Below are 24,595 nucleotides of genomic sequence, written 5' to 3'. Positions count from 1 at the left end.
CCTGAAGATGAAAAAACGGAGACCAAAAGTCCTCCGTTCTTAAACTATCTTTCCATATTTTGTCTGATCTCAGCTTTCATAAACAACCTAGTGACATCGTAGTCAATATCAGAGACCATTTCTTCAAACATTCTAAATCCTTCACGTTGATACTCAACTAATGGGTTTAATTGACCATAACCACGAAGACCGATTGACTCTCGTAATTGGTCCATTGAATCGATGTGGTCAGTCCAGTGTGAATCAACCACCCTAAGCACAACCACTTTTTCAAATTCAAGCATCTGTTCTGGATCCTGGAGCTCTTTTTCTTTCTTATCATACTCAGTATCAACGAGTCCCATCAAGTATGCCTTAATTTCATCACTTGATTTTCCCTTCAAGTCATCAATGCTAATTTGATCGGGACTAACTAATGAATTAATCGCAAAATCAAGGATGGTTTGGAGATCCCATTTCTTTTGATCGCCCTGAGTGTGCAAGTTGACAATTCGATTAACCGTTCGTTTGATCATTGGCATAATAACCCACTTAAGTGACTTATTTTCGTCAATCACTTTACTACGCTCGCCATAGATTACATCACGTTGTTGACGCATCACATCATCGTACTTTAACACGTTTTTACGTGAATCATAGTTATTACCTTCAACTCGTTTTTGAGCCGATTCGACCTGCTTCGTGATCATGTGACTCCGGATAACCGCATCATCGCCCTCAACTTTCATCGAATCGAGAATGCTTTTAACCTTATCAGACCCAAATCGACGCATCAAATCATCTTCAAGTGAAAGATAGAATTGGGAATAACCAGGATCACCCTGTCTTCCAGAACGTCCACGTAATTGATTATCAATTCTTCGTGACTCGTGTCGTTCGGTCCCGATAACCGCTAATCCACCTAATTTGACCACTCCAGGTCCGAGCTTAATATCAGTTCCACGACCGGCCATGTTGGTTGCAATGGTAACAGCTCCTTTTTGACCGGCGTTAGCAACAATGTCAGCTTCTTTGGCATGATTTTTCGCATTCAAAACTACGTGAGGAATTTTTTCTTCATCAAGTCGCTCTGAAAGATATTCAGAAGTTTCAACCGCAACCGTACCAATCAGGATTGGTTGTCCCCGTTTGTGTAAATCTTTAATTTTGGCAATAACGGCGTCAAATTTTGATTCCAAACTTGGATACAAAACATCTGGCTCATCAATTCTAACAACCGGTTTATTGGTTGGAACCGCAATGACATCCATGTTGTAAATTTCTCGAAACTCATCCTGTTCTGTCTTAGCGGTACCAGTCATTCCAGCTAATTTACTGTACTGTCTAAATAGGTTTTGATAGGTGATGTTAGCCATCGTCTTGCTTTCTTCTTGGATGGTAACACCCTCTTTAGCCTCAAGTGCTTGGTGAAGCCCATCTGAAAAACGACGACCTTCCATGATTCTTCCGGTAAAGGAATCAACGATTAAAACCTCGTCTTTTGAGACAACGTAATCTTTATCCTTTTCCATCACGTAATTGGCACGTAAAGCCTGATCCAAATGGTGGGTTAAAGCAGTGTTTTCCGTATCGTAAAGGTTATTTAAATTGAAGTACTTTTCAGCTTTTTCAATTCCAACATCCTTCAAAGAGACCGTTTTAGTCTCTAAATCAACTTTAAAATCCGTTTTAGGATTTAGTGTCTTAGCAAATTTATCTGCCTGCATGTAAAGCTTGTTTGACCCACGAGCTTCACCAGAAATGATCAATGGGGTTCTGGCTTCATCGATTAAGATCGAATCAACTTCGTCGACGATGGCAAAATTAAGTGGGCGTTGAACCCGATCTTCTTTATAAACCACCATGTTATCCCTTAAATAATCAAATCCAATCTCACTATTAGTTGAATAAGTGATGTCGCTATCATAGGCAGCTCGTTTTTCTTCCGGATTCTTATCAGCCGAGTTCACCCCGACCGTTAAGCCCAGCCAATTGTATAACTGGCCCATTTGAGTGGCATCACGTTGTGATAGGTATTCATTAACCGTAACGACATGAACACCTTTTCCTGATAAAGCATTCAGGTAGACGGGCATTGTAGCCGTTAACGTTTTCCCTTCACCAGTCTTCATCTCAGCAATATTACCCTCATGAAGGACAATTCCACCCATAATCTGGACTCGAAATGGATTTAGTCCGAGCACTCGTCTGGCACCTTCACGGGCAACCGCAAAAGCCTCAGGTAACATGTCATCTAGGCTTTCACCATTTTGATAACGCTTTTGAAATTCTGGAGTTTTAGCTTGTAATTCTTTATCACTTAATTTTCGATATTGTTCTGAGTATGAGCTGACCTTATCGGCGAGCTTTCCTAATCGTTTCAGTTCGCTTTTGTCGCTTTCAACCCATTTCTTTAAAAGGTTTGTTGCCATTGATTGATTTCTCCTCTAGTGTCTAAACCGTTTTTGTTTCTCGAATTCTCAGTCTATTTTCTTATTCTAACATTTTATCAAATCAATTAAAAATTCATCACAAAAAAACAGAAATATCATATTTCTGTTTTTTCTAACGATCGGTTTTAATTAACCCATAGTCCCCATCATGTCTTCGATAAACAATGTCAGTGGTGCCATCGGTAACATCAACATAGACAAAAAAATCATGCCCAATCAAATTCATCTGAATAATGGCATCTTCCGAAGTCATCTTCTGTAAAGGAATCCGCTTTTTCCTAACGATCTTAGATTCGGCTAATCGTTTATCGGGATCATTAAAAACGTGGGATAACTTATGCTCAGTTAATTCTTCATTTACCTTTGAGCCATATTTATCGATCTGTTGCTGGATATCGTGAATCGCGATATCAATGCTTTTGTGAATATCATCAGAGTTGCCCTCACCTCGCAGTAAGAAGTTCGGTAGGATAATAGTGATTTCAGCTTTGATTCGTTCGTTAGAATAGTTCATAAGATCAACATGGGCAGTCCCTTTCACGTTTACATCAAAACGTTTATCAATTGTTTTGACGTGATGATTAATGTAATCACGAAGATCACTGGTGATTTCAACATCATCACCTCTTAATTTAGTTTCAAGCATTTTAATCTCTCCTATGCTTAGTATCATTGTCTTCAAACGAATCTCTTATAACTATTATAAATTCTAATCGATTAAATAACAATCAATACTAACGTGCAAGGGTAATACTTGAGACTTTCTTAACCCCATACGAATATAACAGTTTAGCTGCTAAGTGCAGGGTGGTTCCAGTCGTATACACATCATCAATCAAACAAACCTTTCTCCCACGTAGATTGTTAGTTGACCACTCCGGCTCAACGTAAAATGGTTGTTTTAAATGCATCCTATCAAATTTATCTTTTTTAGACTGGGGTAAGCCCTTTTTTGACACCGCTCCTAAGACCTTTTGATATTTTATACCAGTTAACCAGCCCTCAACCTGATTAAACTTTCGCACCTCAAACGTTTTCTTGCTAATCGGGATGGGGACAATCATGCCATCATCGTTATGGTCAAATATAAAAGACTGAAACTGGCTCTGAAATAGTCGTCTTAACCGATAATCACCCTGAAACTTGTACCGAGCCATGTAATCACTCATTTCATCGTATGGAAACAACGCGTGGTTAATTAATTTGGGACCAGATTGATCTTCCCAAATCTTACAATCATCACACAACTCTAATTTTGCTTGCTGCTTGCCACAATCTGGACACGCCGTTTTTAAATCAATGGGACAAAAAAGTTTTTGACATTCATCACACATAATTGGCGGGACAAAGGAACGAAAACTTAAAATAAAGGAAATGCTCACATCACTTCTAATAATTTGATTACACCATAAACATTTATTCATGACTTTTTAATTTCATCCCTCTGCGATTCATAGCCTTAATCTCATTTTGGGCGCTAGTAATTCGTCTTGAAAAACTTCCCAAAAAAAAATCAACGTTACCGGTCGGTCTGGTCTTTTTTCGGCCCACTCTTCCTGCCATCTGAACTAATGACGACGTAGAAAAGACCTTATCGTCGGCCCCCAGTACCATTACATCAATATCCGGAAAAGTCACTCCTCGTTCTAAGATGGTCGTAGTCACTAAAAATAACACTTGCTGGTCACGCATGGCTTGAACCTTTTCCATTCGTTTCTTGTCCGCCGAATAAACACATTCCCATACCTTTGAACCACGGATTTGTTTGCTTAAAATCCGATCAACCACCGGTAAATCTTTAATCTTAGGAACAAACAATAAAAATCTTCTTCCAATTGCAACGTTACGCTGACACATTTTAATTAATTGATGGGGTAACCTTCCCTTTGATAATTGCATCCGCCACTTTCTTGACAAGTGAACTTTAATCACGGGCAACAAATGACCATGAAACCTGATCGGCAAATAACTCATATCTCCATTTCCATGCGTGATTTGGGTTTTCAGTCGTTTACTTGGAGTGGCACTTAACATGATTCTTTGACCCGTAGTCTTTAAAGCATGCTTTACGGAAAATTCCAGGTTAACGTTATTAATGAATGGAAACGCATCAACTTCATCAATAATCAACAAATCAAAAGCATGAAAGAAACGCATGAGTTGGTGGGTCGTACAGACAGTCAGTTGACAATAATGGTACTTGTCTTTACTTTTACCATGCAATAAAACCATATCAAGGTTAGAAAAAGCCGCTTTAAGACGCGGATAAAGTTCCGAACACACGTCCACTCTGGGAGAAGCAATGGCAATTCGAAATTTACGTTTAATTGCCCATGTTAATACCGGAAAAAGCATCTCGGTCTTACCCGCTCCAGTAACCGCCCACAGTAGATGATCACGGTGATGTTTTACTGATTCAATCATCCTTAACGCACAGTCTTTTTGATTTACAGTTAGCGTCCCATCCCAAGTCAAAACATTACTTGGAACCACAACACGATTTGTTTCTAGGACACTAACCAGTTTCATCGAAGAATCAATTCGCCCCATTTCGATGCAATTGGGGCAGTAAAAAATATGATTGGGAAGTTCACATTTTGATTTTTCACAATTGAATCCACATCGGTTACAATGAATAGTAGTTTGATTAACCGTTACCGCTAATTCAAAATTAAGAAGTGGATCACTTAAAAGCATCGGATCAATCAAAGTGCTTGGCGTAAGTCTTCCCATTAGTTCTTTTTGATCTTTGATCATTAACTATCCGCCTCCATTTTTAAATACGAAGAACAGGAATAATTTAATGCAAAATTCTTTTTTAACCATTAAACAAGCTGGTCAAAATGAAATTATTATCAAAAAATCAAAGTTTATTGCTTCTGTATCTCGTGTCACGGACGAAGCGAGTGCTCAAGCATTCATCGCCAGTATCAAAAACCAAAATAAAAAGGCTAACCACAATTGTTTTGCCTATGTCATTGGCCCAAATGATGATGTCCAGCGAGAAAGTGACAACGGCGAACCCAGTGGGACTGCCGGTATTCCAATCCTGGATGCCATTAAAAACATGGAGCTTCACGACACAGTAATCGTAGTAACAAGGTACTTTGGTGGCATCAAACTAGGTGCTGGTGGCCTAATTCGAGCATATAGTAACTCGGCATCGGATGTGATTGAAAGGGTTGGAATTAGTAAAATGACGCTTAAAACTGCACTTACTATTTCAGTATCCTATAAGTTAAATGATAAACTCCAATATTTTCTTAAACAAAATAATCTACCAATTACTAACGTTGAATATGACACCAGTGTTCGGGTAAGCACCGCCATTTCAAATCATGTGATTGATGACTTCAAAACAAAAATCAACAATTTGCTTGCAGGAGACGTTCAATTCAAGATTGGTAAGGAAGCTTATTTTGAGAGTCCAGTTTAGTCTAAAAAGAGTAGTTCACCTTCAATGAACTACTCTTTTTTGTTTGATTTGGTTTTATGCTTTGCCTTGGTTTTAGTGATTTCGTTTTCGTGATTAGCCTTACTGGTTGTTCCAGTCACAACGCGTTTAATCAAATTAAGCAAGGGTTGCCGGTTCTTTCCGACTAATCCAATGGCTTCCACAAAAAGCTCAATCCCAATCAAAGTGGCAACCGTCAACAACACTGATCCCCAGAAACTGGACAATGGATAGAGTAAAGAGATGAAAGCGAAAATTAACGCAATTCCGTAAATCACCAAAACTGTTTGTCGGTGGGTCAAACCAATCTGCATCAACCGATGATGTAAATGGTGCTTATCAGCGTGAGAGATGGGCTGTTTGTTCAAAATCCGCCGTAAAATTGCATAAGCGGTGTCCGAGATTGGGACTCCCAAAATCACAACGGGAATAATGACCGATATGAAGGTGGCGTTTTTAAGACCTTGTAAAGAAAAGACCGAGATCATAAAGCCAATTAATAAGGATCCCGTATCCCCTAGGTAGATTCGAGCTGGGAAAAAATTATACGGTAAAAAGCCCAAACAGGAAGCGGCAAAAGTAAAAATCATGATTGACACGTAAACGTTACCGACGTTTAAAAAGAATAAGCCGATGATTCCCATCGTAGTCAGAGCAATAATGGCAATCCCCGTCGCTAGTCCATCCAGTCCATCGATTAAATTAATTGAGTTCGTAATCCCGAGAATCCATATCCAGGTAATTGGTAGACTTAACCATCCCAGACTAACATCACCAAAGAATGGGAGCGTAATGGAGCTCATCTGAATGCCCGCAAAAATGTACACCCATAGTGCTGCTAGTGAGATCCCAATCACCTTTTGTCGTGGCTTCAATTCAAAAATATCATCAATGACCCCCGTCATAATGATAATAATTTCTCCGCCCAGAATTCCCCACAACTTACTAGATGGAATTTGGTTTCGCAAAAAAACGCAAGTCGTAATGGTATAAGCAATAAAAATTGCCAGACCACCCAACGTTGGCATTGGAATTTTATTTACACGTCTTTTATTCGGTTTATCAATGGCGCCAATTTTGAATGCTAAAATTCTGATAAAAGGGGTTAAAACCGCCGACATTATCATCGTTGCAAACAAATAGACGAATATTTCAAATTTCAATTAAGTATGGCCTTCCACGATTAAGTTTATATTCAATTATACAAACGGAAAATAACAAACACAAGCTTCCCTTTATTTAATTTAATGATAATTAAATCTAATGATAACAATTAAAATTTTGGTTTGTTTTTTAGTTCATTTCATATATTATATTAAATATAGAAATAGCTAAATCAATCACATACTTTTGAAAGGAGCCAAACATGCAAAATAAAGAAGAAAAGCCCCAAAAAGATGCTCCATTGTTAACTCAACTCGGTATCTTTGGGGTCATTTTATTCGTCTCAAGTCTAATCTCAGCACTCTTTCCCGCCAACTTTCCAGTTCCAACCCCAGTAATTGGATTAGTGATATTATATTTGTTATTGACCTTTAAAGTGATTAAACCAGAACAAGTTGAAAAGGTCGGATCATTTTTTATTGGAATCCTAGGATTCCTTTTTGTCCCTTCTGGAATTCAATTAGCGGCCTCCCTCGACATTATGAAACATTCTGGCGTCAAACTAGTGATTATGATCATTATTTCGACAGTCGTCATGTTGGTGTCGGTGGCTTTAGTTGCTACTTTTTTGATATGGGCCCGCAATAAAATTTTTGGCAAAAAACAAGACATCGATAAGGAGTAACCAAATATGCAAACGGAACTATTAAAATTTTTAGGCAATCCAATGTTTGGAATTGCTCTATCATTGGTGGTCTATCTGATTGGATCATTTCTATTTAAAAAATTTAACGGCTTTTTTCTTTTTCAACCATTATTTGTTGGGATGGTGCTCGGGATCTTTGTTCTCTGGTTAATGAGCAAAGCAACGGGGATTAACATTACCTGGATTTACACCAACTTGTATAAGCCAGGTGGTGATATTATTTTTTGGTTCCTCTTCCCTACCACGATTGCTTTCGCAGTCCCACTCTTCAAGCGAAACGACATCGTGAAAAAGTACTGGTTTGAAATTTTGTTATCACTAATAATCGGTTTAACCATTTCGGTAATCATCATGTACTTTGTCTCCAAGTTAATTGGATTAAACAAGTCGGAAATTGCTTCCATGCTTCCGCAGGCTGCCACTACCGCAGTTGCAATGCCAATCGCTCAAGGCATTAACGGTGTGCCAGCAATTACCGCCATGGCATGTATCTTAAACGCTGTTATTATTTACGCACTTGGCGACTGGATCATTAAAATATTCAGATTGAAGAACCCTATCGGAATTGGATTGGGTCTTGGAACGGCAGGACACACCCTTGGATCAGCTAAAGCTCTTGAACTTGGTGAAGTTCAGGGTTCCATGGCTGCGATTGCGGTGGTCATTATTTCGGTGGTCGTTGATATCATCGTCCCACTATTTGCTCATATTGTGAACCTTTAAAGTCAAATCAAAAAAGCTAGGCGATGTTAAACATAGCCTAGCTTTTTGTTCTATTATTCACTTAAATGATAGTTATACGTCGACACAATGATGTCCTGACGTGAATTCAAGGCACTTCTTAATCGAACAGCGGTCTGGTTATGAAGGACTTGTTGCCAGTAGTGTCTTGGTACAAATTGAGGAACCAGAACCGTCGTAGTATAATTACGATCCTCATCCTGTTTAGCAATAACGTCACAGAAACGAAGCACCGGATCGACAACCGAACGATACGAGGTATGAATATCGACAAATCGAATGTCTGGATACTCTTCTTTAAACTTCGTTGAAATTTTCTCTTCTTTTTGCGGATTATCGGCAAACGAAACGTGCATGGCAATAACGTTGTCACCAATCGATCTCCCATAGTTAATTGCTTGTCTAGTAACTTGGGTAACATTTCCCACTAACACGATTACCGTTGAACCAGCATAGGTATGATTCTCATAATTAGGATCAGTTGAAATACGCAGCTGCTCAGCAATTCGTTGATAGTGAAGATGAATTTTGTAAAACATCAAAAGGAGCAACGGCATGATAATGAGGTATGGCCAAACGTTTGCAAAATGAAGCGCAAACAGGAAGAAGACTAACATCACTGAGATGAACGCTCCAATAAAATTAATGACAGCCTTCACCGGCCACAAGCCATCTTTATTTCTGAACCAGTGAACAATCATTCCAGATTGAGACAACGTAAATGGAACAAACACACCAACAGCATAAAGTGGAATTAAGAGATTGGTTTTACCCTTAAAGAGGACAATTAAAACAATCGCCCCTAAAGCTAACGAAATAATTCCATTTGAATAACCTAGTCGGTCACCCTTATCCAGGTAGGCATGTGGCAAATATTTATCCTTAGCCATGTTGTAGGCCAAAATTGGAAAGGCAGAGAAACCAGTGTTAGCAGCAACAGCTAAAATCAAGGCAGTTGCAAGCTGAAGTAAGTAGTACATGATTCCGTGACCAAAGACATTGGTACCAATCTGTGATAAGACGGTATCCTTAGCGTTAGGAATAACTCCCATGTAGTAACTTAGAAAGGTAATCCCAGCAAAGAAGATTCCTAAAATAATGGCCATGATACCTAATGTATTGGCAGCGTTCTTTCGTTTTGGTTGTTTAAAGTTTGGAACCGCATTACTAATGGCTTCAACTCCAGTTAACGATGCTGAACCAGATGAGAATGCCTTAAAGAATAATACCAAGGTCATTCCTTTAACTGAGGTATTCAGTGGAGCATACGCATGATAAGTAATTTTATTAGTTAAAATATTATAAGCACCAACAATGATTAAAATGATAATCATCACAATAAATAGGTACACTGGAATAACCAGGAATGAAGCTGAATCATGCATTCCACGAAGATTCAAAATCATGATAAATATTACAATTAAGATTGCAATCGGAACCTGATAATTATATAGCGCAGGGATGGCAGAAGTAATCGCTTCAGTCCCAGAAGTCGTTGAAACGGCAACCGTTAACATATAATCAACTAATAGGGACCCACCGGCAACTAAACCAGCAGTGTCACCCCAATTGGTTCGGGCAACAACGTAGGCACCTCCACCAGATGGATAAGCATAAATAATCTGTCGATAAGATAATGTGATTGCGGCTAACAGAACCAACACTAGCAGTGCGACCCACATTTGATACATTAATGCCGCGGTCGATAAGGTAATCAAAACGGCAGTAATCTGTTCAGTACCATAAGCAACTGATGATAAGGCATCAGATGACAGCAATGCTAAACCTTTGAACTTAGTGAGAGATTGACCAGAGCCTTCCGTTGTCTTAAGCGGACGTCCAATAATTAATCTTTTTAAATACCGCCACATTTAATCCATACTCCTTTAATATGTCATATTTAACCTAGTAAAACTGTAATTTTAAAGTCAAATGCAATTGTACTACATTAAACTAGATAATTCATCATAATTGGAAATAAAAAAGAGTCCATTCGGACTCTTTTTGGTTAAAACTTAAATTACATCATTCCACCCATTCCAGGTTGTTGTGGAGCAGCTGGTTGATCATTATCATTTTTTGGTTGTTCGGCAACAACGGCTTCAGTAGTTAATAGAAGAGCTGAAACAGATGCAGCGTTTTGAAGTGCTGAACGGCTTACCTTAGTTGGGTCAACGACACCAGCTTTGATCATGTCTTCGTACTTGCCAGTCAATGCATTGTAACCAATGCCTGGTTTTTCGTCTTTCAAATGATCAACAATAACTGAACCGTCAATCCCAGCATTTTCAGCAATTTGTCTTACTGGTGCTTCTAGGGCTTTAACAACAATGTTAACTCCAGTTGCTTCATCACCTTCAGCGGGGATTTTATCAACGTCATTCAAGATGTTGATAAAGGCTGTACCACCACCGGGAACAAATCCTTCCTCAACAGCGGCTCTAGTAGCATTCAAAGCATCTTCAATTCGGTACTTACGTTCTTTAAGTTCAGTTTCAGTGGCTGCACCAACTTTGATAACAGCAACTCCACCAGCCAACTTAGCTAAACGTTCCTTCAACTTATCACGGTCAAAGTCAGAATCAGTGGCATCAATTTGTTGTTTGATTTCATCAATTCGTTTGTCGATAGCTTCTTTGCTACCCTTACCTTCAACGATAGTTGTGCTGTCTTTAGTAACGTTAACCTTATTAGCTTGACCTAATTGATCAATGGTAGTGTCTTTTAGATCTAATCCAAGATCAGAAGTAATTACAGTACCACCAGTCAAAGTAGCGATGTCTTGGAGTTGTTCTTTACGACGATCACCAAAGCCGGGAGCCTTAACAGCTACAACATTAAAGGTTCCACGCATCTTGTTCAAAACTAAGGTTGGAAGAGCTTCTCCACCAATATCATCAGCAATGATCAAGAGTGAACGACCTTGTTGTACGACTGATTGAAGTAATGGCAAAATGTCTTGGATATTAGTGATTTTCTTGTCAGTAATTAAAATGTAGGGATTATCTAGGTTAGCTTCCATTTTTTCTTGGTCGGTAACCATGTATTGTGACATGTATCCACGATCAAATTCCATACCTTCAACAACGTCTAAACTAGTGTCAACACCACGTGATTCTTCAATCGTAATAACACCATCATTACCAACTTTTTCCATTGCGTCGGCAATCAAATTACCAACCTTTTCGTTAGCTGATGAGATTGAAGCAATTTGAGCGATATCTTCCTTGCTAGTTACTTGGTGACTCATCTTGTGAAGACTGTCAACAGCTGTTCTAGTAGCCTTTTCGATTCCTTGACGAACTCCAACGGGATTAGCACCAGCGGTAACGTTCTTCATACCCTCTTTAACGATTGCTTGGGCAAGAACAGTAGCAGTAGTAGTACCATCACCGGCAACGTCATTGGTTTTAGAAGCAACTTCAGATACTAACTTAGCACCCATATTTTCAAAGTGATCTGGAAGGTCAATTGCTTTAGCAATGGTAACACCATCATTTGTGATTGTTGGATCTCCAGCTTTTTCTTCTAGAACAACGTTACGTCCCTTTGGACCCATAGTTGTTTTTACAGTGTCAGCTAATTTGTCAACACCATTTAACATCGAATTTCTAGCATTTTCAGAAAACTTAATTTCTTTAGCCATTATTATCACCTCATATTAATTAATTTATTTTTTATTATTTAACGATTGCAAGCAAATCTTTTTCGTGCATTACAAGGTATGGAGTACCATCATATTCAACCTTTGTACCTGCATACTTATCAAACATGACCATGTCGTCTTCTTTAACAGAAGGGGCAACTTTTTGTCCGTTATCAAGAACTCGACCCTCGCCTACAGCGACAACTTTACCCATCTGTGGTTTTTCTTTAGCGTTATTTGCTAAAACAATTCCACCGACGTTTTTTTCTTCTGGTTCTTGCACTTCGACAATTACGCGATCTCCTAATGGTTCTAACACGTTAATCCCTCCAATAAATATCTTTATTAAATTTTAGCACTTGCACTTATCAAGTGCTAACTTACATTCTTAATATATTATTTTTTCACAACTAATGCAAGAACTTTGCCCGATAAAAATAAAAAAGCATCCAAAATTGGATGCTTAATCTTTATCATAATGATCAATAAAATAGATCAATGTTTGTAGTTCATTAGTCAAATCAACATTATGAACTCTAATTTCCTTTGGAACCGATAATCGGACTGATGTGAAGTTTAAAATTCCTTTTACACCCGCTTTGGCAACTTGATCAGCAACTTGTTGAGCAACTTTACCAGGAACTGTGAGAATCACAACACTGATTTGTTGATCTTTAAGCTGTTTTACCAATTGATCCATTGGGTAAATTGGAACCCCACCTTGAATGGTATTAACATTTTTAGGATTAACGTCAAAAGCAGCGGAAATTCTAATATTACTATCCATGTGGAAGTTAAAATTCAAAAGGGCATGACCCAAGTTACCAACACCAATCAATGCTACATTGGTTAATTGATCTTGGTTCAAGATCTTCTTGAAAAATTCTAGTAAACTGTCTACGTCATATCCATAACCTCGCTTACCAAGGGCACCAAAATATGAAAAGTCACGACGAATTGTAGCAGAATCCACTTGAATTGCGTCGGCCAATTCATTTGATGATATTCGTTTCTTTCCACCGTCATGTAAAATATTTAAATAACGATAGTAAAGCGGCAATCGTTTCGCGGTTGCACGTGGAATTTTTGTTTCAGCCATTTTCAAATCTCCTATTATTATTGTCGAGATTAATAAGTCACAAAATTAATTCTAACATAAAGAAATTGTTTGTGAAATAATATAAAAATGAAATCAGCTGAAAAGCCCCACAGGGCAGGATAAATTAATTTAATAATTTGTTGTTAACGATTTATTTTTCATTTTCAGCCCACTCAAATTCTAATCCTGGATCAGCATTTAGTGAAGCTTTTCCTTTTTTCTGATGGTGCTGCATTGCCGCTGCAGCAGCTCCTATCATGGCTGCATTATCTCCACACAACTTAAGCGGAGCCTTGACAAATTCCACATTTTCCTTACTGGCAATCGCATCTAGTCGATTTCTAATGCCCTTATTCGCGGCAACTCCGCCAGCTAAAATAAACTCTTTTACAGGATAATTTTCAAGCGCACTTTGTGATTTTTTTGCCAAAACGTCCACTACGGCAGCTTCAAAACTAGCAGCTAAATCGTTCTTATTTAGAGTCTTTCCAATCTGATCGGCATGGTGAACGGTATTGATAAAAGCACTTTTAAGTCCGCTAAAACTAAAATCATAATTACCATCTGATTCCATCGCGCGTGGAAAATTAAAAGTATCCTTTCCCTTTTGAGCCATTTTGTCAACGGTTGGACCAGCTGGATAATTAATTCCTAAAACTCTCCCAATTTTGTCAAACGCTTCACCCGCGGCATCGTCTCTAGTCTCACCGATGATCTCAAACCTACCTTCTTCAGGCATAAAAACAAGCTCCGTATGACCACCAGATACCACAAGTGCCATTGCTGGAAACTCAATTGGCTTAATAAAGTTAGTAGCATAAATATGTCCTGCAATGTGATTAATTGGAATAAGGGGTAGATGATGAGCCCAAGCTACCACTTTGGCAGCGGTGACTCCAATCAAAAGTGCACCAACCAATCCTGGGCCATAGGTCACAGCTACTGCCGTTAAATCATCGTATGTGACGTTTGCACGTTTCAAAGCATCATTTATACAAATGGTAATCTCTTCAATATGATGACGACTAGCCACTTCTGGTACCACACCACCAAATCGCTGATGACTTTTAATCTGAGTTGCAACAACGTTTGATAAAATTTCTTTACCATCCTTGATAACAGCAACACTTGTTTCATCACAACTACTCTCAAACGCCAAGATCACACTATTATCTTGCATTAATACTCACCCGTCTCTAATTATCTTCCAAAATTATTTGGTGCCACTTTTTGCTTGGATAAATCCAGTTTCATTACCACAGCATCTTCACCATCATTATAGTAATCTGGATCAATTCCAACCTGAACAAACCCAAGATCCCGATTCAAATCTTGAGCTTTAATATTTCCTAATCGAATTTCGATTGAAACACTTTTAAGTCTCATCAGTCGGGCTCTTCTGATAATCATGGTAAGCAAAAAATATCCCAATCCGCGATTTTGGAATTTGGGTAACACCGCAATATTTTCAACGTGACAATTCTTACTATCACGAGAAATCGAACAACCGACAAAAGCAATCAATTCGTCGGCTTTCCTAATTACCAAGTATAAACTGTTTTTGTGCTTTTTTAGATCATTTAGGAAACGTTCTCGATCCCAAGCTGCCTTTTTGTCGTAAACCTCTTCTTCAACATTCACAATGTCAGGGATGTCAGTAATAGAACCCTTGCCAAAATAGTAATCGACTCCATTCACATCAACAATGTGATTTTTAATCTGAAGTCCACGCTGAATTTTGGCTTCTTCCTTTTTTTTAACGTTCTTTTTTAACCATGCCTCAATTTTCTTCAACATAAGACTCGTTTTCCCTCCCCGGGTTTAACTTTTGCCAGTCTGCTTGTGCTTTGGTTAAACGAAGATAATTGGGATTAAAATTGTTAACATCAGCAACTGGTTCTTGCTTTTCCCCATAGATACCAATTTTAGCTGCCTGTGGCAGGTTATCAATTCCAGTCATATATTTAAAATCTTTCCCGAAATGTTGTTTTAAGCGCTCGGAAAAATGAGCAACATCACTTCCAACGAATACGATGGGCTCATCAAACTTGTCCAGTTCGGTCATCCACTTATAAAAATTAACGTGTTGATCTTTAATTACCGACTCGGGACCACGATCGGAAGTACGGTACAGACCAGTAAACAAATTATCGTTTCTACCATCAAATAATGGCACTACCAACTGGTCGTGTTTTTGCACGTTTAAAACAAGCGCCATGAGACTTGAAATGCCAACCAAATCAATATTCAATGTATCGGCCAAAACTTTTCCAACCGTGGTGGCAATTCTAATCCCAGTGTATGAACCAGGACCATTACTTACGACTACCCGATCCAGATCTTGTGGAGTTAAATTGGCATACTTAACCAACTTTTCAACCACCGGCATTAAGTATTCAGCATGTTTTCTATGCGTTGTCATCGTGGTTGTTGCTAGCACCTGTTCGTCTTTTAAAACTGCCACAGTTAATGGTTGATTAGAGGTATCAACTGCTAAAACGTGCATGTTATTTACTTCCTTCTTTATTCAGCTTCTTCCATTTAATTTCGGCAATCGATTTAGTATCATCGTTGACCGAAATATCGTGGATCGATTGAATTTGATCACCGGTCTTAATGAGTTTGCTTCGACTTACGACCGGATCACCATATGTAACTTCATCTTCATACTTAATACTTACTTGCTTTGGAACGTGAGTTGCCAAAAAATCATAGGATAAATCATCAACCATCCATCCAATGTATTTGGCATTATTGACATGAAAATTCCAATCAATGTCAGTAAAACGAACGTGATACTCAGTCTTCATAAGATTTTGTTCATCATGAATTTGAGGAATCTTTCTTAACCGTTGAATCCTTCTTACTCGATCACAGTGATAGGGAGTAATCATATCTTCCTCTAATCGAACCATTTTTCTGGATTTAATGTCCATCATGACCCACAAACTGCCAACATGAACTAATTCATTCCCGTTAACGTCTCTAACCCAGAATTCACGGTACGCAAAGTACTTAGTGTATGAAGTTCCCCTCGTTTGAACCTGAATTTTTTCATGAACTTTAGGAAGACGCGTAATATCCATGTCGGTTTGAACAACAACCCAAGTTACGCCATGTTCAATCACATGTCTGGTACTTACACCGAGTGCTTTTGCTTGGTCCTGTGAAATCATAATGATCACGTCAATTAACATTGAAAGAGTAATGTTACCCAGTAAATTGGTTTCATAGTACTCAACTACATGGTCTTCAGAAAAAATATCTCCAGTCATCTTAATTCCTCTTATCTTATTCTATGTGGTGGTATTGATTATAAACATCCTGACGGACTAACCCATTTTGCTTAGCGACTTGCTTAATCGCGCCATTGGGCTTTTCACCGTTACTAATTAATTGATCAACCTGCTCGTAAACCGATAATTGAGCTTCATTTTGCTTCTCTTCATGAAGTTTAAACCCGTCTGGATTCCCAGAAACTAGAATGACAAACTCTCCTCTAATCTCATTTTGTTTGGACCATTCCACTAAATCGTCAAGACCACCACGAACGTATTCTTCAAACTTTTTAGTGAGCTCTCTTGCAAGCACTGCCTGCCGATTGCCAAAAACCTTTTGCATGTTTAAGAGCGTCTTTTTAAGTCGATGAGGAGCTTCATAAAAAATCAAGGTCGGATATTCTTGTGCTAAAATCTTTAGTTCATCAACCTGCTCTTTGGGTTTCCGTTTTAAAAATCCATAAAACAAAAACGGTTGAGGTTTAAGTCCTGAAGCAATTAAACTAGTAAGGCCAGCGTTTGGTCCCGGAATGCTTATCACGGAAATATCATGTTCAATGCATTGCTTTACTAACTCACGTCCAGGATCACTAATTGAAGGCATCCCTGCATCACTGACTTGTGCAATTGAAATCCCATTGATTAATTTTTCAACTAATTCAGGTGCTCGTTGTTCAGTATTATGCTCATGAAAACTAATTTGTTTGGTCGTAATATCAAAATGATTTAAAAGTTTCTGGGTATTCCTCGTATCTTCAGCAGCAATCAAATCAACATCTTTTAAAATATTGATGGCTCTAATCGTCATATCATCAAGATTACCAATTGGTGTAGGAACCAGATATAAACTGCCCTTGTTATGATCTGCAAAACTTTTTTGAACTGATAAATCCAATGGAATTACCTTTCTCCGTAAATGATATCGGTACAAAACATACAACTACTATTACTATTACGCCGTTTTCCATAAAACTGTGTGCAAACATGAAATCCTTCGTTATACAATTTTTCCAAGTTTTTCTTGGACATCGAAAGTTGCTGCTTCTTTTTGTTTTTCCCATCTTTTCCCGAAATTAACTCTCGAAGATGTTCATTTTCAATCTTCAGTTCTGAATTTTCCTCGATGACTTTATCAATTTCATCCCGAAGATCACCAATTTTTTCACTCATTAATTCCGATTGTGATTCCAAATTATTAAATTCTTCGTTAACATCTGATTCTTTCAATCGACTTTTGCTCCTCCTTCAATGACTGCTAAACATTTCAGGGTAATAACCTCCAAAATATTTTGGAAGCTAACGTTTAGATCTTGTTTTTTGGCACTGTTCAAGAACGTTGTGATGATTTCAATTAATTGATCATCTGATAACTGGTTAGCCATCTGTTTCAAAAGGGAATACTGATCACCAAACCCTAAACTATCAGGCTTTAATTCCCTAAACTTGACATCAAAGACATCCTTAAAAATTTGATAAATCATTTTTAAAGTCATCTGTTGTTCAAACCGACCCGTTATATTAGGCATAAAGCTAATTTGAACGCTCGTAAAAGCGCGATAATCATCATTAACTAATTCATTAAACCAGTGCTCAACTATCTCTTTAACCTTGTTAAACCAACCGTCTTCAAGCATTTTATCAATTGAAGATAAGTCCTCAGTTAATTCTAAAATAAGATTACTAGACGTTTTCGATAACCCTCTATCAGTTACGTACTTAATCAAGTTATCTTCGTTAATTTTTGGAAATTCTACTAACTGCGTTCTAGATATGATGGTTGGTAATATCTTTCGATAGTCATTGGTAAGTAAAAAGGAATTAACTTGCCCATTTGGCTCTTCAATAAACTTCAAAAGACTATTAGCAGCACTAGTAGTCATCGTATCGGCCCCGTCAATAATGAAAACCTTCTTGTTTCCTTCAACCGCACTTTTAGAAAATTCATGTTTTAAATGTCGAATTGAATCAACTTTGATACTTCTGCCATCGGGTTTGATCATCACCACATCAGGATGTTCGTCTTCTGCGATCCGGACACACTCATTACAGATGCCACATGGCATGCCATTTTGAACGTTATTACAAAACAAACGCATTGCAATCGTCTTTGCAACCGCTAATTTTCCCAAACCATCCGAACCCGAAAAAAGATACGAGTGACTGAGATCTTGAGCCGAAATAACGCCCATAAAGTGTTGTGTTAAAGTAGCTTGTTTTTGGGTAGCCTGTTTAATTATGGTCTGAGCTAAAGTTTCTTCTACCATTATATTAACTAACTAGAAGCGATTTAATGATTCCATTGGCAAAATCATAACCGTTGCTCCTCCAACCTGAACTTCAACCGGATAAGACGTCTCACTAATGCTTCCAGCTAAACTAACCGGTGGTGTCATGTATTGTTTTCTAGTTTCACAGGTTGTTTTAATGATATCCAAAATCTCGTCGACCTTATCATCTTTAGCTCCAATCAAATAAGTGACGTTTTTAGCCTTCAAGAATCCACCTTTAGTGGATAATTGGGTTGCTTGGATCTTATGTTTGATGAATTCAGATTGTAATTTGGCTGCATCCTTATCTTGGACAATTGCAATAATTAACTTCATAACTGATCCTCCTATTTACTTTCGTTAAAATATCTAGCTGCTCTCTTATACAACACGGAAATGACCTGATCTACTACTTGTTCAATTGGCTTAGTAGCATCAACCTTAATAACCCGCTTGGGGTTCTGTTTGGCAATTTCATCATAAGCTTCATGAACCCGAACGTAAAAATCGTGTTCTTGAAGATCCAAACGATTAACTTCCCCACTCCGATGTTCAGCAATGCGGTCTAATCCAACGTCGACTGGGACGTCAAAATAAATGGTGGTATCAGGCATTAAACCCTCAGTAGCAAACTGATTCATTGATAAAACGGCGCTTTCACCAAGTTCTCGGCCCGCTCCTTGATACGCAATTGAACTGTCAAGATAGCGGTCGCACAAAACTAATTGACCGGACTTTAAAGCTGGCAAAATAGTTTTAACTAAATGCTCTCTTCTGGCCGCCGCAAACAAAAGCGCCTCACAACGGTCATCCATATCTGACTCGTTTTTATTCAAAATTATCTGCCGAATTTGCTCGGAGACTTGGTTCCCACCTGGTTCACGAGTAGTTAGCAATTGGTCTTTAAGCATTGGTTTAATTTTATCAACCACCTGATTTAAAACGGTGGTTTTTCCAGCACCATCAGTGCCTTCAAATGTAATAAATTGTCCAGTCATATTAGATTCAGTCCCAGCATTTTTGCTATTTTCATTGTACTTTAAGTTATATTTATTGTCTATTTAAAAAGCCAGCTAGGATCTAGCTGGCTTACGTTTAGTTTTCATATACTGACGGTTGAATCCGATCATTTTTAATGTTTCGTTTTCGTGCTTGCCGATACATAAACATGTATTTTTGCTTTGTAAGCATCGTTTGTGCAAATAAGTGACTGTCCGTTTCGGAAACGGCTTGTTCAGTTTGCACGGCCTGATCCCAATCATTTTTTAAAAAATTGATGGTATCAAGCAATTGGTCATCATAATTTTGCTTCATAGAACTATATCTAAATAACGAAAACATCGTTCATCCCTCACATTTCGGTGCGTCCAGAAACTGCCTTTGAAAGGGTCATCTCATCTGCATATTCGATGTCACTTCCGACTGACAGTCCATGAGACAATCTGGTAACTTTAATGCCTGCTGGCTTAATTAACTTTGCCAAATACATTGCCGTTGCTTCTCCCTCGGGAGTGGCATTAGTAGCAATGATGACTTCTTTAACTTCTTCGTTTTTTTGCAGTCGTTTGATTAAAGAGCTGATATTGATGTCTTCAGGACCCTTCCCCTCAATTGGGGAAAGCACTCCGTGTAAAACGTGATAAAGACCATTATAATCCTTCATTTTTTCCATCGTCATCACATCTTTAGACTGTTCCACTACCATAATCTTACTTTGATCACGACTTTCATCGGTACAGATCTCACAGGGATCGGTCTCGGTGATATTGCCGCAAATTGAACAAAAACGCAAATCATTCTTAGTTGAAGTTAAGGCATCCGCAAAGTTTTTTACATCGGTTTTATTCATATCAACCGTATAAAACGCCAATCTAGTAGCGGTCTTTCTGCCAATTCCTGGCAAATGCATGTAACTATCGATTAGCTTAGCAATTGGTTCTGGGTATTGCATTTAAATCCCTTCTTCTACATACCTGGAATATTCATTCCCTTGGTATACTTCCCCATCTTATCTTGAGTGGTCTTTTCAATCTGTGAAAGTGCATCGTTAACCGCACTGATCACTAGATCTGAGAGCATGTCTGGATCATCTGGATCAATGGCCTCTGGTTTGACGTTCATATCCTTCATCTTGCGATCACCAGTAAAGGTAACGGTCACTATATCTTCTGGAGCTTTTCCAGTGAATTCACTCTTCTCAATTTCTTCTTGTTCATTTTGCATTTGTTGTTGCATCTTACGAGCTTTTTGCATCATCTTTCCCATGTTCATTCCGTTCATAATTATTCTCCTTTTAATTAATCATCTTTAACATCAATTATATCATCACCAAACATCTGCTTGGCAGTATTAACCGAATCATTGTTATCTTTATCTTTGGTCGTTTCAGTTTGTTCTTGCTTTTCGTAAGCTTCGTTCGTATTAGAAGTCGCTTTTTCTGACTTGGGGGTTGACTGAATTTTTTCATTATGAGACCGGTGATTTTTAAGGTAGTCACTTCTAAGTTGTGGCCATTCATCATTTGGTACAAACACAACCGTTGGAACAAATCCTAAAATACGATCAAGGCCATTTTGAAGTGCATCCATCAAATCACCATCGGTTCCAGCCTTCTGATACAAAAAGCCATAATCAAAGGCAACAACAACTCCCTTATCACTCGCAGCAACTGGGTTTGAGACATGCATCACGGCTCGTTGCGTGACCGACAACGACTGAAGTAATTCCTGCCAGATATCCTGATAAGTAGTCAGATCTTTTCTAGTGGCCTTTTCTAGGATATCGTAAACTTTCGTCAAATTAACTCGGACCTGTTTGGTGGAATCATAATGAGAGGAATCAGCGATTGGCTTAGATTTAGTTGATTTAGGTTGCTTATCATCATCAGTTGACGTTGACCCATTGCCCAGTTCCGACTTTAACTCACTAACTTGATTTTGCAGCTCAGACAGTTGCTTTTTTAAAACTTTCGTATCCTTATCATCGCTTTTTGATTCGTTATCTGGGTCACTTTCTTTTTGATTTGCCAGTTTAACCGTTAAAATATCCAAATAAACATCGGGATGAGAAGAATAACGCATTTGATTTTGAACGTCACTCATAATTTCAACGTAATGATATATTAAATTACTATCCACCTTATCAGCAATCGCCTTAAAATTGTCGCCTAAAAGTCCAAGTTCGCTCTTTTGGACCATTTCTGGATCCTGATGATATAACAAAATATTCTGACAATAATCAATTAAGTCCTCAATAAACTGATTAGCATCTTTGCCGTCATCAAGAATTTCTTGAACCATTTTTAAACCCGTCGAAACGTCTGAATTAAAAACGGCCTCAAAGTACGACTGAATTCGATCCCTGGTGACACTGCCAGTGACTGACAAGGCACTTTCATATGTCACCTTATCATTACTGTAGGAAAGAGCTTGGTCAAGGATACTAAGTGCATCACGCATTCCACCCTCAGCACTTTTAGCGATTACCTTTAGCGCCTTGTCATCGTACTCAATGCCCTTTTTTGAAAGGATGTATTCCATTCGTTGCAGGATATCACTAGCCTTGATTCGCTTGAAATCAAAACGTTGTGTTCGTGAAATGATGGTAGCAGGAATCTTTTGGGGTTCAGTGGTAGCCAATATGAAAATGACGTGCTCCGGCGGCTCTTCTAGTGTTTTAAGCAAGGCATTAAAGGCCCCCGTCGACAACATATGCACTTCATCAATGATATAAACTTTATATTTACCTTCCGTTGGGGAATACTTCGCCTTATCGCGAATATTTCTGATCTCTTCGACCCCATTATTAGAAGCAGCATCAATTTCAATGACATCATTAAACGCACCCTTATTAATTGCTAAGCACGTTTCACACTCATTACAGGGTTCTCCATCCTTTAAATTAGGACAGTTAACCGCTTTAGCCAAAATTTTAGCGGCGGAAGTTTTTCCCGTTCCACGGGGACCTGTAAATAAATACGCATGACTAATCTGGTTAGTTATCAATGCGTTTTTTAAAGTCTGAGTAATAACCGGCTGCCCGACAATTTCATCAAATCTTTGTGGACGCCAGGTCCGATATAGTGCTTGATAACTCATGAAATGCTTCCTTTCACTGAAAATTGATACCATTAATTATTATATCTTGAAAATTGACGAAATGCTAATAACTTTAAACGACAATTTGTCCAAAAAAAATCTCCCAGTCAAACGACTAGGAGTTTAATTTCTAAAAACGAGAAGCACAAGGCAAAAGATACTTAGTGCTGCTTCCTTCCGGACCTGACACGGTTCGTAAGTCTGCCCTTGCTTCAGGGCCTTACGGCATTAATTATCATAACCGAAAAATCCACAAATGTCTAGGAATATTACCGTGATTTGCGTTTATCTTTAAAGAATTTCTTCATCATATTACCAGATTGGGTGGCTTTCAATCCACTTGTAACTTGAACCTGATGGTTTTGTCTTGAATCATTCAGGGTATGATAAAGACTTTCAACGGCTCCTGCTTTCTCATTTTTTGCTCCATATACTAATCTTTTAATCCTGGTATTAATAATCGCACCAGCACACATTAAACAAGGCTCAACCGTCACGTACATCTCACAATCATTTAAACGCCAACTCTTTAAATTGATACACGCTTCTTCAATCGCAATGATTTCAGCATGCTCGGTTCCAATCTCCGTGTGTTCACGCAGATTATGTCCCTTCCCAACAATTTGACCGTCCTTAACGATTAATGCTCCAATCGGTACTTCACCAATGACGTAAGCATGGTTAGCTTCATTTAAAGCTTGGTCCATAAAATACGCATCATTTTCATTCATTTATGACTTCCTTTCTACTCTTTAAAATGTAATATCCCTTATCACGTTTAACGATTTGTACGTTACCAAAAACCTTATTCATTAATTTTTTAGCCGAGGGTGCTCCCTGCTTCTTTTGTAAAACCACCGTCAACGTTCCATCATTAACCAGGTGGTCATAAGAACCCGTAATCATTTCATCGACAACTTTTTTTCCGGCACGAACGGGGGGATTAGTTACAATGCCCGCATACTTTTGGGAAATATTCTGATACCCATCAGAAACAAAGATATCTACGTTATCAATCTGATTGAGATCCGCATTCTGTTTAGCCAGTTTTAACGCTAAATTATTGACGTCTACCATAGTAAAATGCCGTTCTGGATTTGTCTTGGCCAAAAACAGACCAATCGGGCCGTAACCACATCCCATGTCTAAGATTGCTCCCTGAGGCATTTCATTAACATCGACATTATTAATCAAAACCCGCGAACCATAATCCACGGTATTTTTAGAAAACACACCGTTGTCTGTCACAAAACTTAGCGTGGTTTTAAGTAAAGAAAAGTTCCAATGCTTTTCCTCATGTTTAACATCAGGATTTGCGGTATAATAAAAGTCGTTCAAAATTAATCACATCCTAAAAAAATAATATTTAAACCATAAACACTATATATAGCGTCTAATTCCTATCAATTTCACTATATATGGTGTTTTTTTCTGTTGAAAATTTCACTTTTTGAGAGTAAACTCATCAAGTGAAAGATATCAAGGAGATGAAACAAAATGAAAAAAATTACTGTATTTACCAAGAACAATTGTATCCAATGCAAGATGACAAAACGTTTCCTTAGCGAACACAACGTTGACTTCGTTGAAAAAAACACATCCGAAAATCCGGAATACGTCGCTTACCTGAAGGGTGAAGGCTTTCAAGCTGTTCCAGTTGTTGAGAGTCAAGCACTTGAAGCATTTAGTGGGTTTCAACCTGACCAATTAAAGAAACTAGTTGGTTAAATTTTTCATATTTATAGTATAATACAAAACCAACGTTTCAGAT

Annotated in this window: 28 protein-coding genes and 1 other RNA gene; 4 read left to right on the top strand and 25 right to left on the bottom strand. The window is 38.3% G+C overall.

The genetic code is table 11. From position 1 onward, the window contains the following. Nucleotides 1–44: 44 nt before the first annotated feature. From secA to AC6UD4_RS06975, 4 genes are all read right to left on the bottom strand, one after another. Nucleotides 45–2,411, bottom strand: coding sequence for a preprotein translocase subunit SecA (gene secA, locus AC6UD4_RS06990; protein ID WP_500694444.1), 2,367 nt, complete (start codon nt 2,409–2,411; stop codon nt 45–47). Nucleotides 2,412–2,544: 133 nt separating this feature from the next. After that, the gene (gene hpf / locus AC6UD4_RS06985) at nt 2,545–3,078 is read right to left on the bottom strand and encodes a ribosome hibernation-promoting factor, HPF/YfiA family (RefSeq protein ID WP_500694445.1); all 534 of its coding nucleotides are present in this window, start codon (nt 3,076–3,078) and stop codon (nt 2,545–2,547) included. A gap of 88 nt (nt 3,079–3,166) precedes the next feature. Then, nucleotides 3,167–3,856, bottom strand: coding sequence for a ComF family protein (locus AC6UD4_RS06980; RefSeq protein ID WP_500694446.1), 690 nt, complete (start codon nt 3,854–3,856; stop codon nt 3,167–3,169). Continuing rightward, a complete protein-coding gene (locus tag AC6UD4_RS06975) occupies nt 3,849–5,189 on the bottom strand; it encodes an ATP-dependent helicase ComFA (RefSeq protein ID WP_500694447.1) in 1,341 nt (446 codons plus the stop codon). Before AC6UD4_RS06975 ends, AC6UD4_RS06980 begins: the two co-directional genes overlap by 8 nt. A gap of 46 nt (nt 5,190–5,235) precedes the next feature. Here AC6UD4_RS06975 and AC6UD4_RS06970 point away from each other — a divergent pair, with 46 nt between their 5' ends. Continuing rightward, complete coding sequence (locus AC6UD4_RS06970) at nt 5,236–5,868, top strand: YigZ family protein (protein WP_500694448.1); 633 nt, start codon at nt 5,236–5,238, stop codon at nt 5,866–5,868. Nucleotides 5,869–5,897: 29 nt separating this feature from the next. Here AC6UD4_RS06970 and AC6UD4_RS06965 read toward each other — a convergent pair whose 3' ends face one another. Further along, nucleotides 5,898–7,049, bottom strand: a complete 1,152-nt coding sequence (locus AC6UD4_RS06965) for a glycosyltransferase family 4 protein (RefSeq protein ID WP_500694449.1) — start codon at nt 7,047–7,049, stop codon at nt 5,898–5,900. 203 nt (nt 7,050–7,252) lie between these two features. Between AC6UD4_RS06965 and AC6UD4_RS06960 the strand changes: the two genes are divergently transcribed. Both AC6UD4_RS06960 and lrgB read left to right on the top strand, forming a co-directional pair. Next, a complete protein-coding gene (locus tag AC6UD4_RS06960) occupies nt 7,253–7,675 on the top strand; it encodes a CidA/LrgA family protein (RefSeq protein WP_500694450.1) in 423 nt (140 codons plus the stop codon). Between the two features lie 6 nt (nt 7,676–7,681). Further along, nucleotides 7,682–8,419, top strand: coding sequence for an antiholin-like protein LrgB (lrgB, locus tag AC6UD4_RS06955; RefSeq protein ID WP_500694451.1), 738 nt, complete (start codon nt 7,682–7,684; stop codon nt 8,417–8,419). A gap of 53 nt (nt 8,420–8,472) precedes the next feature. On the opposite strand, the gene kimA is transcribed toward lrgB, so the two are convergent. The 20 genes from kimA to AC6UD4_RS06855 form a co-directional block, all read right to left on the bottom strand. Then, on the bottom strand, nt 8,473–10,308 hold the full coding sequence (gene kimA, locus AC6UD4_RS06950) for a potassium transporter KimA (RefSeq protein WP_500694452.1): 1,836 nt from the start codon (nt 10,306–10,308) through the stop codon (nt 8,473–8,475). Between the two features lie 149 nt (nt 10,309–10,457). After that, nucleotides 10,458–12,083: a chaperonin GroEL gene (gene groL, locus AC6UD4_RS06945; protein WP_500694453.1), complete on the bottom strand. Its 1,626-nt coding sequence runs from the start codon at nt 12,081–12,083 to the stop codon at nt 10,458–10,460. A gap of 34 nt (nt 12,084–12,117) precedes the next feature. Further along, complete coding sequence (gene groES, locus AC6UD4_RS06940) at nt 12,118–12,402, bottom strand: co-chaperone GroES (protein WP_500694454.1); 285 nt, start codon at nt 12,400–12,402, stop codon at nt 12,118–12,120. A 144-nt stretch (nt 12,403–12,546) separates the two neighbouring features. After that, nucleotides 12,547–13,182, bottom strand: coding sequence for a redox-sensing transcriptional repressor Rex (locus tag AC6UD4_RS06935; RefSeq protein ID WP_010021811.1), 636 nt, complete (start codon nt 13,180–13,182; stop codon nt 12,547–12,549). Between the two features lie 151 nt (nt 13,183–13,333). Continuing rightward, on the bottom strand, nt 13,334–14,362 hold the full coding sequence (tsaD, locus tag AC6UD4_RS06930; protein ID WP_500694455.1) for a tRNA (adenosine(37)-N6)-threonylcarbamoyltransferase complex transferase subunit TsaD: 1,029 nt from the start codon (nt 14,360–14,362) through the stop codon (nt 13,334–13,336). A gap of 20 nt (nt 14,363–14,382) precedes the next feature. Continuing rightward, the gene (gene rimI / locus AC6UD4_RS06925) at nt 14,383–14,979 is read right to left on the bottom strand and encodes a ribosomal protein S18-alanine N-acetyltransferase (RefSeq protein ID WP_500694456.1); all 597 of its coding nucleotides are present in this window, start codon (nt 14,977–14,979) and stop codon (nt 14,383–14,385) included. Continuing rightward, complete coding sequence (gene tsaB, locus AC6UD4_RS06920) at nt 14,963–15,688, bottom strand: tRNA (adenosine(37)-N6)-threonylcarbamoyltransferase complex dimerization subunit type 1 TsaB (RefSeq protein ID WP_500694457.1); 726 nt, start codon at nt 15,686–15,688, stop codon at nt 14,963–14,965. Before tsaB ends, rimI begins: the two co-directional genes overlap by 17 nt. 1 nt (nt 15,689) lies before the next feature. After that, a complete protein-coding gene (locus AC6UD4_RS06915; protein WP_500694458.1) occupies nt 15,690–16,457 on the bottom strand; it encodes an acyl-[acyl-carrier-protein] thioesterase in 768 nt (255 codons plus the stop codon). A gap of 16 nt (nt 16,458–16,473) precedes the next feature. After that, a complete protein-coding gene (gene rsmI, locus AC6UD4_RS06910; protein ID WP_500694459.1) occupies nt 16,474–17,355 on the bottom strand; it encodes a 16S rRNA (cytidine(1402)-2'-O)-methyltransferase in 882 nt (293 codons plus the stop codon). A 5-nt stretch (nt 17,356–17,360) separates the two neighbouring features. Beyond that, the gene (locus AC6UD4_RS06905) at nt 17,361–17,687 is read right to left on the bottom strand and encodes a DNA replication initiation control protein YabA (RefSeq protein WP_500694460.1); all 327 of its coding nucleotides are present in this window, start codon (nt 17,685–17,687) and stop codon (nt 17,361–17,363) included. Next, a complete protein-coding gene (gene holB, locus AC6UD4_RS06900; RefSeq protein WP_500694461.1) occupies nt 17,684–18,724 on the bottom strand; it encodes a DNA polymerase III subunit delta' in 1,041 nt (346 codons plus the stop codon). Before holB ends, AC6UD4_RS06905 begins: the two co-directional genes overlap by 4 nt. A 12-nt stretch (nt 18,725–18,736) precedes the next feature. After that, on the bottom strand, nt 18,737–19,063 hold the full coding sequence (gene darA / locus AC6UD4_RS06895; RefSeq protein WP_500694462.1) for a cyclic di-AMP receptor DarA: 327 nt from the start codon (nt 19,061–19,063) through the stop codon (nt 18,737–18,739). A gap of 11 nt (nt 19,064–19,074) precedes the next feature. Then, nucleotides 19,075–19,725, bottom strand: coding sequence for a dTMP kinase (gene tmk / locus AC6UD4_RS06890; protein WP_500694463.1), 651 nt, complete (start codon nt 19,723–19,725; stop codon nt 19,075–19,077). 97 nt (nt 19,726–19,822) lie between these two features. Then, the gene (locus AC6UD4_RS06885; protein WP_500696139.1) at nt 19,823–20,068 is read right to left on the bottom strand and encodes a YaaL family protein; all 246 of its coding nucleotides are present in this window, start codon (nt 20,066–20,068) and stop codon (nt 19,823–19,825) included. A 10-nt stretch (nt 20,069–20,078) separates the two neighbouring features. After that, a complete protein-coding gene (gene recR, locus AC6UD4_RS06880; protein WP_500694465.1) occupies nt 20,079–20,678 on the bottom strand; it encodes a recombination mediator RecR in 600 nt (199 codons plus the stop codon). Nucleotides 20,679–20,692: 14 nt separating this feature from the next. Continuing rightward, complete coding sequence (locus AC6UD4_RS06875) at nt 20,693–21,010, bottom strand: YbaB/EbfC family nucleoid-associated protein (RefSeq protein ID WP_500694501.1); 318 nt, start codon at nt 21,008–21,010, stop codon at nt 20,693–20,695. A gap of 14 nt (nt 21,011–21,024) precedes the next feature. Then, nucleotides 21,025–22,824, bottom strand: coding sequence for a DNA polymerase III subunit gamma/tau (gene dnaX, locus AC6UD4_RS06870; RefSeq protein WP_500694466.1), 1,800 nt, complete (start codon nt 22,822–22,824; stop codon nt 21,025–21,027). Nucleotides 22,825–22,956: 132 nt separating this feature from the next. Beyond that, nucleotides 22,957–23,043: signal recognition particle sRNA small type (gene ffs, locus AC6UD4_RS06865), an RNA gene on the bottom strand. A gap of 50 nt (nt 23,044–23,093) precedes the next feature. Then, complete coding sequence (tadA, locus tag AC6UD4_RS06860) at nt 23,094–23,555, bottom strand: tRNA adenosine(34) deaminase TadA (RefSeq protein ID WP_500694467.1); 462 nt, start codon at nt 23,553–23,555, stop codon at nt 23,094–23,096. After that, complete coding sequence (locus tag AC6UD4_RS06855) at nt 23,548–24,162, bottom strand: class I SAM-dependent methyltransferase (RefSeq protein WP_500694468.1); 615 nt, start codon at nt 24,160–24,162, stop codon at nt 23,548–23,550. The genes tadA and AC6UD4_RS06855 overlap by 8 nt, the downstream gene beginning before the upstream one ends. Nucleotides 24,163–24,321: 159 nt before the next feature. Between AC6UD4_RS06855 and nrdH the strand changes: the two genes are divergently transcribed. Next, entirely contained in the window at nt 24,322–24,552 is a 231-nt protein-coding gene (gene nrdH / locus AC6UD4_RS06850; RefSeq protein WP_500694469.1) for a glutaredoxin-like protein NrdH, read from the top strand. The last annotated feature ends 43 nt before the right edge of the window (nt 24,553–24,595 follow it).

The sequence above is a fragment of the Fructilactobacillus sp. X3R5C2 genome, from assembly GCF_059901175.1.
Note: the sequence above shows the minus strand (reverse complement) of the source record. Positions and strands in the feature narration are given on the sequence as shown.

Coding starts and splice junctions, on each gene's coding strand:
- AC6UD4_RS06975 (WP_500694447.1), bottom strand. CDS start 5,189: ATGATCAAAGATCAAAAAGAACTAATGGGAAGACTTACGCCAAGCACT.
- lrgB (WP_500694451.1), top strand. CDS start 7,682: ATGCAAACGGAACTATTAAAATTTTTAGGCAATCCAATGTTTGGAATT.
- groL (WP_500694453.1), bottom strand. CDS start 12,083: ATGGCTAAAGAAATTAAGTTTTCTGAAAATGCTAGAAATTCGATGTTA.
- tsaD (WP_500694455.1), bottom strand. CDS start 14,362: ATGCAAGATAATAGTGTGATCTTGGCGTTTGAGAGTAGTTGTGATGAA.
- hpf (WP_500694445.1), bottom strand. CDS start 3,078: ATGCTTGAAACTAAATTAAGAGGTGATGATGTTGAAATCACCAGTGAT.
- rimI (WP_500694456.1), bottom strand. CDS start 14,979: ATGTTGAAGAAAATTGAGGCATGGTTAAAAAAGAACGTTAAAAAAAAG.
- tsaB (WP_500694457.1), bottom strand. CDS start 15,688: ATGCACGTTTTAGCAGTTGATACCTCTAATCAACCATTAACTGTGGCA.
- dnaX (WP_500694466.1), bottom strand. CDS start 22,824: ATGAGTTATCAAGCACTATATCGGACCTGGCGTCCACAAAGATTTGAT.
- recR (WP_500694465.1), bottom strand. CDS start 20,678: ATGCAATACCCAGAACCAATTGCTAAGCTAATCGATAGTTACATGCAT.
- AC6UD4_RS06935 (WP_010021811.1), bottom strand. CDS start 13,182: ATGGCTGAAACAAAAATTCCACGTGCAACCGCGAAACGATTGCCGCTT.
- darA (WP_500694462.1), bottom strand. CDS start 19,063: ATGAAGTTAATTATTGCAATTGTCCAAGATAAGGATGCAGCCAAATTA.
- nrdH (WP_500694469.1), top strand. CDS start 24,322: ATGAAAAAAATTACTGTATTTACCAAGAACAATTGTATCCAATGCAAG.
- kimA (WP_500694452.1), bottom strand. CDS start 10,308: ATGTGGCGGTATTTAAAAAGATTAATTATTGGACGTCCGCTTAAGACA.
- AC6UD4_RS06980 (WP_500694446.1), bottom strand. CDS start 3,856: ATGAATAAATGTTTATGGTGTAATCAAATTATTAGAAGTGATGTGAGC.
- AC6UD4_RS06960 (WP_500694450.1), top strand. CDS start 7,253: ATGCAAAATAAAGAAGAAAAGCCCCAAAAAGATGCTCCATTGTTAACT.
- tadA (WP_500694467.1), bottom strand. CDS start 23,555: ATGAATGAAAATGATGCGTATTTTATGGACCAAGCTTTAAATGAAGCT.
- AC6UD4_RS06970 (WP_500694448.1), top strand. CDS start 5,236: ATGCAAAATTCTTTTTTAACCATTAAACAAGCTGGTCAAAATGAAATT.
- holB (WP_500694461.1), bottom strand. CDS start 18,724: ATGGTAGAAGAAACTTTAGCTCAGACCATAATTAAACAGGCTACCCAA.
- AC6UD4_RS06885 (WP_500696139.1), bottom strand. CDS start 20,068: ATGTTTTCGTTATTTAGATATAGTTCTATGAAGCAAAATTATGATGAC.
- AC6UD4_RS06915 (WP_500694458.1), bottom strand. CDS start 16,457: ATGACTGGAGATATTTTTTCTGAAGACCATGTAGTTGAGTACTATGAA.
- secA (WP_500694444.1), bottom strand. CDS start 2,411: ATGGCAACAAACCTTTTAAAGAAATGGGTTGAAAGCGACAAAAGCGAA.
- tmk (WP_500694463.1), bottom strand. CDS start 19,725: ATGACTGGACAATTTATTACATTTGAAGGCACTGATGGTGCTGGAAAA.